At 65.2% G+C, this 957-nt stretch carries 1 protein-coding gene; it reads left to right on the forward strand.

The annotated features are described in order from the left end of the window. Window positions 1-871, forward strand: an 871-nt coding sequence (scpB, locus tag AC1DS3_RS39060) for an SMC-Scp complex subunit ScpB (protein ID WP_477129418.1), incomplete at its 5' end; no start/stop codon positions are given. Window positions 872-957 lie beyond the last annotated feature (86 nt).

Consider the following 957-nt stretch of genomic DNA (forward strand, 5'->3'; position numbering starts at 1 on the left):
CCCTGTCATGTGTGAATACCTGGATAGGCTGAATCCCGAAAAGCCGCCCAAGTACTCCCGCGCCGTGATGGAGACGCTGGCGATCATCGCCTACCGGCAACCGGTCACACGGGGCGATATCGAGGAAATCCGCGGTGTCGCGGTCAGCACCGAAGTCGTGAAGAAGCTCGAGGATCGCAGCTGGATCGAGGTGATCGGCCACCGTGACGTGCCCGGACGGCCTGCGCTTTATGCCACCACCAAGAATTTTCTTGATGATCTTGGCCTGCGTACGCTAGATGAATTGCCGCCGCTGGAAGACATCCAGGCCCAGGCGCAGGTCGCGCTGCTGAATCAGGAGCCGATTGACTTCGAGGCGCTGGGCACGGTGCCGGCGGATAGCGACGAAGAGGCATTCGCGGAACCGGGCGATGATCAGGCCGGCGCTGCCACACTGGTTGCGGCGGATGCCAGAGAGGGTGAACCGACCCCTTCCGGCGTGGTTGCCCCCGACGGTCTTGCGGCCGGCGCCACGGATGGCATCGCCGATTTGGTGGATGCGTTTGAAAGGAAGGAGGCTTTGGCGCAAGCGGAAGCCGGGTTCACACCCGCGTCCGAGGCCGAGTCGGAAGTGCCGGCGACGCCCGGGCCAGGCAGTGAGCTGGCGAGCGAGCCGGTGTCCGCCGACCCCGCCGGCGCGCAGTCCGGCGACACAGCCGAGGAGCAAGCCGTCGAAGACGGTGAGACAAATGAGCAAACGGACACGCCCGCCAACGGTTACCACGCACAAGTGGCCTCCGGCGCGCAGGCGTCCGAAGTCCCGGGGGCGTCCACGACGAATCCGGCGCACCCCAGCGAGCACGACGAGCACGACCAGCGCGTGTCCAACTGAACACCATGCAACATCCGAATGTGAATACCTTGTCCGATTCTGATCAAGACGTCCGCCCGGCGGATACGCCGGCCGGCGATGCCGGC

This window comes from Cupriavidus sp. 01L46 (assembly GCF_056399905.1).